Origin of the sequence: Thauera sp. AutoDN2 (genome assembly GCF_051280715.1) — a bacterium.
Classification (GTDB): Bacteria; Pseudomonadota; Gammaproteobacteria; order Burkholderiales; family Rhodocyclaceae; genus Thauera.
Map to the genome: position 1 here is coordinate 1 of NZ_JBNCAR010000058.1, position 8,070 is coordinate 8,070.

Genomic DNA, 8,070 nt, shown 5'->3' on the forward strand with positions numbered 1-8,070 from the left:
CGAACACTTCGAGGCCCTCCTGCCCTGGAATCTCAAGGCTGAGCAGTTGATCACGGCGTAGCGAGCCCGGGGAAGATGGGGTTCGTGGAGCGCTTACGATTATCTGGGTCGATTTGCTCCCCGGAAAGGAGAAGGGGATTGCGTTCCAGCAATCGCTGGAGCTCCTTGTTTTCATCTTTGCATTTCACTCGTTCCAGTTCACTGGTCTGAGCATTTTTGTTCATCAGGTAAACTTTACTCATATGACTTTGTCGCAGAAAGGTAATATGACCTTCAGTACGCCCATCATGTCTTAGCTCTGAAAGAAAATACTTATATTGTGTAGATCTACGGTACATCTCGATCTCGTTGCTCAGTGAGGACGTCCTCTCGGTCCGTGGAGGAGAAATCAAGCCATCGAAGGACAGGCTGCACGGGTACGTTAGACGTTTGAAATGAAGAACAGCGCGGGCAGGACCATTGCTATGTCAGCTCGCTGAATCGCAGTTGGCAATGCAGCTAGACGTCGGTCAAGTGGTTGGCGGTGACTGTAGGGAAACCCTAAGAAGCAACTACGCCCTCTTGAGAACTTCTAATGGCATCTTGCGAGGAATCAACACATGGTGAGTTGATCCTAACTGCACCACCAGCCACTGGAAGAAATAGCCAACGCTCAACCACTTTTCTTCCGCTCGCCCGCTCTACTGCATCCGCGTAAGCGATCATCTGAGCCCCGTACTCGCCGGCCAATTGATCCCAATGGTCCGGTGCCAACTGACTGGACTTGTGATCGATCAAGACCCACCCTTCATCGGTCTCCAGCAGGAGATCGATTCGCCCATTGAGCACCTGCCCTGATGGCAACATGCTCTGCACAGCAATCTCTGCATGAGGCTTCGCATTGGGCCACCGGCTGGCGGCCCAGTCATGAAGGGCATTGATCTGATGCAGCACCGCGGCGGGGTTGAGATACGCCTGTACCTCGAAGCCAGCAAGGATGTCCTCGACTTCGCGCACGGTCAGCGTCTGGTGCTGGTCGGTGAAAGACGCTGCAATACACGCATGGACCGCCGTTCCAAGTACGCTCATGTCAGCACCACTCGCGACGGGAATCCGCTCGCCGACCCTGCATTTCTCAAGGACAGTCGCCGCATCCTTTAGAGCTGAAGACGGGTTGAAGCTGAGCGGCAACCGGTCCGCTACGTCTCCTAAGCCGTCAAACCAATACATTAGCTCCGACGCTCCTCGCTCCGACCTTTCCGGCGCTTCCACCGGGTCGAGGGCCCATCGCTCCACCGGAATGCAATCACCTGATGGCAGCGTCACTACATCACCGCCCTCGTCCCCGAGTAGCCACGGTGCGTCAACGCAGTCGAGCCACTCTCCAGTCAGCTTCCGGCTGGATCTCGCCAACACGAGGAGATCCCGAGCTCGGGTCATGCTTACATAGAGCAGGCGCTTGTTCTCTTCGACCGCTGACTTTCTGAAACCTTCGGCGATCGGTGTAAGCGCGATCTCGTCCGCTACAGCGATCTTTCGTTGCAGGCCGAATGGCCAGGGCCAATAGCGGATGAATCGGTCTGACAGCGGCTTCTGGACATCGAAGTCCGCGCCCGATCGCGCGGAGATCGACCACAGCCTGTCCTGAACGTCCTTCGCAAGGTCCGTGAGAACAACGACTGGCCATTCAAGGCCCTTGGCAGCATGGTGGGTCATCACCTTAACCGCATCAATGGCCGGCTCGGCCAGCATGTCTTGCTGCTTATCGGCGATCTCACCAAGCCAAAGGATGAGACCGGATATGGTGGCTGCGTGCTGACTGCTGCGGCAAAGATCCTCGTACTGTTCGGCAAGTTGAATCAAGGCTTCCAAGTTGGCGAGCCGAGTACGAACAAGATCTGGATCTGTCGTCCAGCGGATGACCTTGTCAGGTAGGGAGCAGGCGGCGACCACTGTCGCCAGGGCTTCTCGCGGAGCAAGCACCGGTAAGGAGGCTCGCAATGCGGCGATCGTTTCCAGCACCGGGTGGGACGGATGCCCCTCGACGGCCCTTTCGAGCCAATGATCGGCCTCACCATCTTTCGCCAGATACCTCAACCGATCCGCCACCCATACTTCGGGCTCGAGGCAATCAGCCAAGGAAACGATTTCAGCCGTCGCAACCGTATCTCCGGGATCGTTCAGACGTCGCAGGCAGGCCAGCGCCAAAGTGGCTTCGGGTGTCGCCAGCAAACCAGGTTGAGACGTCGCGGCGGGAATGCCTTGTGCGGACAAGGCGGCCGCAATTGACTTCACCCCCTCATGGGAGCGCGACAGGATTGCAACATCGCCAAAGCGAACTGGGCGAAGTGCCTTGGTGCTCTTGTCGTGGATGATGTAGCCAGAATGGACCAGTTTGCGTACGCCGGACGCCAACGCGGACGCTTCAAGGCCAGCATTCCTGCCGCCCAGAATCCAGTTTGCCAGCGCTACGTTGCTTAAGGACTCCTGGCGCTCTGGCTTGAGCTCGACTTCTTCCTTCGGCAATGAATCTTCGAACGCGTGAGTAAAAACCGCATTTACAGCCGTTACGAGTTCGGGACGTGACCGCCAGGATGAAGGCAGAACTTCCTTAGTGCCCCCCATACCCGGCAAAGCTTTGAGAACTGCCTGCATGAGCGCCGTATCACTACCCCTGAATCCGTAGATCGCCTGCTTGATGTCACCGACCCAGTACACCTTCTTGGCAAAGCGGGCCAACTTCAGAAAGAGTGCAAGCTGGATTGGGCTCGTATCCTGAAACTCATCAACCATCAGGAGATCGAGTTCGTCGGCGAGCACAGCCTTTACGTCAGGATGTTCGAGCAGGCCAAGCAACTGGTGCTCCTGGTCCGCAAAGTCGAGAACACCGAGTTCCTGCTTCAGGGACTGATAGTTCTCCAGGGCCTTGGCTGCAAGGTCGAAGATGAGTTCGAGATAACTTCGCAGGTCTGCATGTAGCCCACTATGCTCGGCGACACGCCCAGCCAAGTCGGCAATCGGATCAATGGTCTGGCGCAACGCCACTTCAGGCGCTTCTTTAGCAACTTTGACCCGGTCGCTCCATGGCGCGGCCTGATGCGCAAGGTTATGGGCAAACCTCTTGATAAGCTCAAGGTAGGCGTTGGTGTTCTTCTTCCCACCCGCCACCGCGGCGGCCTGAATCGCCGGCAAAACTGACTGGATAGCAGTCTGCAGAGCGTCATCGAGGTTCTGGTTTGTCGCCTTTGGAAAGTGCCCTAGAAGGTCGTCTGCATTTGCCCTAGCAAAGCCGGGAACCTTGGCAAGGGGGATGTCGTTGGTACGGATTTGGTTGACCAGAGACTGCAAGGCATCCTTCCAGTCATCCTCCAGTCCCAGGCGGCGAACCAGACCGAGCAGCTGATTCATTGCCGGCGGATCCAGGACCGCATCGATCGCCCGGCTCAGCAGGAGGGTGGCCTGGGCCTCTTCCAACACCTGCTGCTCGGTCGAGATGCCGGCCTCAAACGCAAAGCGGGCGATAAGCTGACCGCACACGCCGTTGACCGTACCGATCAGCGCTTGCCCCATGGCATTCGCGAGACCGAAGCTTCCCTGTTGAAGCAGATGTCCGCGCACCCGCTCCCGCAACTCTGTCGCCGCCTTCTTAGTGAATGTTGTCGCGATGACACCCGACGGGCGTACATCCCCAGCGGTCAACTCGCGGTGCAGCAGTTCGGTCAACCGATGCGTCTTGCCGCTACCGGCCCCGGCACTGATGAAGGTGATATGGGCTTTCATTTCGGACGTCATGCTCGATTCTCCCAGCCAGCAAGCGTCCGGTAGTCGTTGTACGCTGCATTCAGTGTTTCCGTTCCCATTGCGTCCTCAGGCGCTACGGACTCGTCCGTCACCGGAATCGAATCAAGCACGACCTCGAACCGACCCGACTGAACTTGCAACACCCGCCAGCGCCAAGTAGCGAGAAACCGTTGCCAAAGCTGCGCCGTGTTCTCGCCATCGGCAGACGGAACGACTTCAGCGCTGGGAAAGACGCGATCATCCGGGGCGAAAAGGCGAGCACGGTCGAGAACATAGTAGGCAACCGACGGCCACGCGCCGTGCTCCTGATGAAGGAGTTCAGCGTAGATGGCGAGCTGAAGATGGCAGTTGTCACGGAGCTTTTGCGGGAATTTCTTGCTCCCGGACCATTTCATATCAACGACGGCATGTTCGCCCCGAGCGTTCTTCATCACGAGGTCAGCCGAACCCGCCAACTCGCCACCCGGAAAGTGACCCACGACCGCGCGTTCCGGCTGCACCTCAACAATACCGGCCTTACCCACTTGGTCTCGCAGGTTCCTCATGGCTTGGTGGAGCCGATAGCGGAACTCCGCCAGGTCCGCACCTCGCCCAGGCATTCGCAGCAAAGCGCCCTCCTGATCCAGCAGAGCATCGAAAGCGCCAGCAAACCAGCTGTCGAATACGGACACTGACATCGTCAGCGCATCGGGGTGCGAGTAAAACTGCTCGACTAGCCCATGAGCCAAATTGCCGAACGTCCGGAAGTCTCCGCCAAGACTGACGGTACGCGATGGGCGTAGCCTGGCCGGATATTGCAGCAGCCAGTGGTAGGGATTGAAGAGCAGCTTTTCGAGGCTGGAAAAGGACTCCTTTGGCCTCAACGCCACGGACACGTCGTCCGGTAGCTGCCACCACCGCTTGGGCGCAGGAAGAGGCACAGGCGTAACGGGGCGCAAAGCCGCACCACCAGCAGAGAGCAGCGTTTCCAAGGAAAGAACCTTGGGCTGATCGACCACCGCACAGACCATCTGCCAGATCGGATGCGCTTCGTCTCCCGGCGGAGGAAGTACCAAGACCAGTTGTTCGCCAGCCGCCATCACGGGCCGCAGCCACGTTGCAGCAACTCGGTCGAGCCGCTCAGACGCATCGGGCAATGCCACGCCCGCCTCTTTAAGTGCTCGGATCTCATCGCCCGACCAGGGATCCCGCCCAGGCAACACCGGCATCGATAGAGGAGACCAGATTACACGCTCGATGGGCTCAAAGACCGCTGCCGGGTTAGTAACGACCAGCGCTGCGCCGACCTCAGCAGGCCAGAGCGGATTGTCTGAACCATTGGCGGTGGCTTGCGCAACCAACTTTTGCAGCTGTCGCGGGCTGATGTGGTCTGCCCCCTGCCCTTGGAGCCCCTTCAGCGACTCGAGACAGGCTTTGCACTGGCCGAACGCTGCGTTAAAGGCAAGACGCCGGGCAGCATCCGTTTCACCGAGGCGCAGCCGGAAGAATTCGGCGACTCGCTCGACCCGCTCCACGACGGCAGTCAGCGGCGCACCAAGCTCTGACGAATGTCGATCATGCTCAATCCAAGCTCTGATCTGTTCTCGGACTTGCGGCGCCTTCTCATCACCATAGTGGGTGCCGATGTCGACCAGGACCCGTTGCCATTGCAAGCCACCAATCCCGGGAGCGTCGGCTACCTTTTCGGCGAGGCTACGGCGGGCGTAGTGGGGGATTGGGCAGATCGGATGAGTCAGAAACTGCACGAGTGCGTAGAAATTGAGGGGCTCCCACAATAGCTCCAACGCCAAGGGCAGGACCTGCAAAGCAGGACGGAACGCGCTGGACTCCTTGAACCCTTGTCGAGGCAGCTTCACCGAGGACAAGTGGGCATCAAGCCGTACGCCATCTCCACCGGAAACCAGCAGCGTTGATCCATCTTGGGCGAGCTGGGTCGCCAACCAGTGGCTGGCCAGCGTCGTTGTTTCGGCCTGGACGACAACAACGGACCCATCGTCCTGCCAGGATAGTCTTGAGGATTGTGGCCCGGGCAGTTGCCCTCCGGACACGGCAGTCCGGAGTCTCTTTTGAAGGGCACCTAAGAATCCTCGCCCTACCCCATCCAGCTCCGCTGCGCCAACCACAGGCAATACACTGAAGATCGCCTGCCAGCGGATCGGCAGTGTTTCTACCGCTTCCACAATCTGCACCCGCTCAATACCCGGCTTCCGGCGCTGCATCGCATCCAGAACAAGCTTCAAACGCTGGCCGACGTTCGGCGCGACGGATGCGCAGGCTAGGTCTTCGACATCGGCAAGATCCTGCAGCCGCTGGGGGGCCTCGGCGCCCAAAGCACCGTTCCATCCATGGAGCATCCATTGGTCGCGCCACTCGAGCAAGCAGGCTGCCGTTCCGAGAGGGTCGGTCGCAAAGCTCGCATGATAGAAGCGCTCGGGAGCATCGAACTCTTGCAGGCAATTCCGGTACTGGACGATGCGCTCTGCCTGCGACGGATGCAGAGCCAGGAGTCCTAACTGGGTTTCGAGAATGTTCAAGAACCCCATGGGGCCGACGACCGACACACCCAGTGAGTTAGCAGGGCGCGTGGCTCGCTGCCCATCGAGGTGATAGCCAAAGATGATGCAATGCCCTGTCATGGGCGTCTCCTTGTTCTTCTTTGATGTCCTGACAGCAACTGAGACGCTCAGCTGCCGGGATAGCGCCGCGTGTAGTAGTCCTGCTCAGCAAGGGACTCCGGATCGCCCCATTCATCCGGATCCAGCCTCCAACTAACGGCGGTGGCAAGATCGTCAGCCATGTCCTCCATGACGCCGCGCAGTTCGAGAGGCGCCAGCCAACGCTCTGGAATGGCGGACCGTCCCAGCATTGCGCCCAGCAGGTGCCCTGCGATCAAGCCAGTAGAATCGCTGTCACCATCGTGATTGACCGCTATTATGACGCCGGTTTCGTAATCGGTTGCTTGTAAGGCAGAGTAGATCCCTATCGCCAATGCCTCCTCGGCAATCCAGCCCTGTCCAAGCTGCCGAATGGCCTCATCCGGTGCGGTCTGTGCTGCGTGCAAGAATTGCACTCGGTCCAGAGCCACAAGTGTTTCTTCGTGCCGATCTCGCTCCTTCAACAGCGGGATCACGTGATCGATGGCTTCAAGCAAGCTGACGCCATCAAGCACTTCGAACACCAGGGCGGCCATCACGCCGGCAGTCAAGAAGCCCGTAGGATGCTTATGTGTAAGCGCAGCAGCCTCACAGCCAAGATCGAAGGCACGGCGAAGGCTTTCGGCTGGACCAGACGGGTTACTCTGACTTTGTGCATGGAACAGCATGCCGATTGGCGCCACGCGCATCACACCGCCGCAGCCCTTGCTGTCGTTTCTGACTGCTTGGCCGCTCGCGATGCAGCTGCGAAGTGCTTCGAGACAGGTACGACCTGGCGAGCGGCGAGAGAACAATTCCTTCTGTGTGATCAGCCAACCGTCGAGCAGGACGTCCCTGTTATGCGGCTCATAGTCGCTCTGGGTGTAGAGCCAGCGCAGGTAGGCGTTGCGGATCACACCCGGCGGACTGCAAATGCCGCGCAGGGAACCTCTGACATAGGCCCGCAGCGCTCCTTCTGCGGTGAAAAGCGTCATCTGGGTGTCGTCAGTGATCGCCCCAAGCTTGCCGTAAGCTGGTATCAGATCGCTAATGCCTGGCTGACCGAATCTCCGCCGGATGTCCGTCAGGGACATGAACTCAACAGGCGCCCCGAGCGCATCACCCACGGCCCCGCCGAGCAGGCAGCCCTGGTAGCGTTCTCGAACGGCCGCTGAAGGAACGCGTCTCTGAAACTGCCCTCGGATCTCTGTTCTTGTCATCAGAAACTTCCTGTCTTTTCGGGTATCAGGCACGCTGCATAGGCGTGCAGCAGGAGTAGCAGCCAGACGTGCTCTTGATAAGCATGCTCACGGCCGGACCCAGTGAAGCTTGCTCGCATCAAGCGTCGACTCACCATCCCAGCGGTAGGCGACCAGCTTTCCGCCTTTGGCTACGCTGTAGTCAACGCAGGCCACCTTGTCCGACAGAAGCGCTGGGGCACAGGTGAGCCAGTAGTGGCCGACAAATACCGGCTTTCCGCCGTCGTGACCAACCAGGGCGTGCTCGGGGATGGCAGTGACGGGAAAGGAGGCTCGTTCCTCGACGGGCAGCATTGCTGCCCAGGGCCATCGCACTCGAATGACATGGCCTTTCTGAAATTTGCCGAAAAAGTGGTTCACGTTCAATAGGTTATGCAGCCATCTTGTGAACCCTCTCA

General features: G+C 58.9%; 4 protein-coding genes and 1 pseudogene. All 5 read right to left on the reverse strand.

Features of this window, described 5'->3' with window-relative positions:
* Nucleotides 1–50: 50 nt before the first annotated feature.
* Nucleotides 51–338 (reverse strand): hypothetical protein, encoded by a 288-nt coding sequence (locus ACPT9U_RS16905; RefSeq protein WP_435751803.1) that lies wholly within the window; start codon nucleotides 336–338, stop codon nucleotides 51–53.
* A 202-nt stretch (nucleotides 339–540) separates the two neighbouring features.
* Nucleotides 541–3,771 (reverse strand): UvrD-helicase domain-containing protein, encoded by a 3,231-nt coding sequence (locus ACPT9U_RS16910; RefSeq protein ID WP_435751804.1) that lies wholly within the window; start codon nucleotides 3,769–3,771, stop codon nucleotides 541–543.
* Entirely contained in the window at nucleotides 3,768–6,416 is a 2,649-nt protein-coding gene (locus ACPT9U_RS16915; protein WP_435751805.1) for a PD-(D/E)XK nuclease family protein, read from the reverse strand. Before ACPT9U_RS16915 ends, ACPT9U_RS16910 begins: the two co-directional genes overlap by 4 nt.
* A 47-nt stretch (nucleotides 6,417–6,463) precedes the next feature.
* A complete protein-coding gene (locus ACPT9U_RS16920; RefSeq protein WP_435751806.1) occupies nucleotides 6,464–7,633 on the reverse strand; it encodes an ADP-ribosylglycohydrolase family protein in 1,170 nt (389 codons plus the stop codon).
* An 87-nt stretch (nucleotides 7,634–7,720) separates the two neighbouring features.
* A pseudogene (locus ACPT9U_RS16925) lies at nucleotides 7,721–8,070 on the reverse strand (hypothetical protein); the annotation flags it as partial.

Excerpts from the sequence above, each read along its gene's own strand:
- ACPT9U_RS16905 (WP_435751803.1), bottom strand. The coding sequence starts at position 338 with ATGTACCGTAGATCTACACAATATAAGTATTTTCTTTCAGAGCTAAGA.
- ACPT9U_RS16910 (WP_435751804.1), bottom strand. The coding sequence starts at position 3,771 with ATGACGTCCGAAATGAAAGCCCATATCACCTTCATCAGTGCCGGGGCC.
- ACPT9U_RS16915 (WP_435751805.1), bottom strand. The coding sequence starts at position 6,416 with ATGACAGGGCATTGCATCATCTTTGGCTATCACCTCGATGGGCAGCGA.
- ACPT9U_RS16920 (WP_435751806.1), bottom strand. The coding sequence starts at position 7,633 with ATGACAAGAACAGAGATCCGAGGGCAGTTTCAGAGACGCGTTCCTTCA.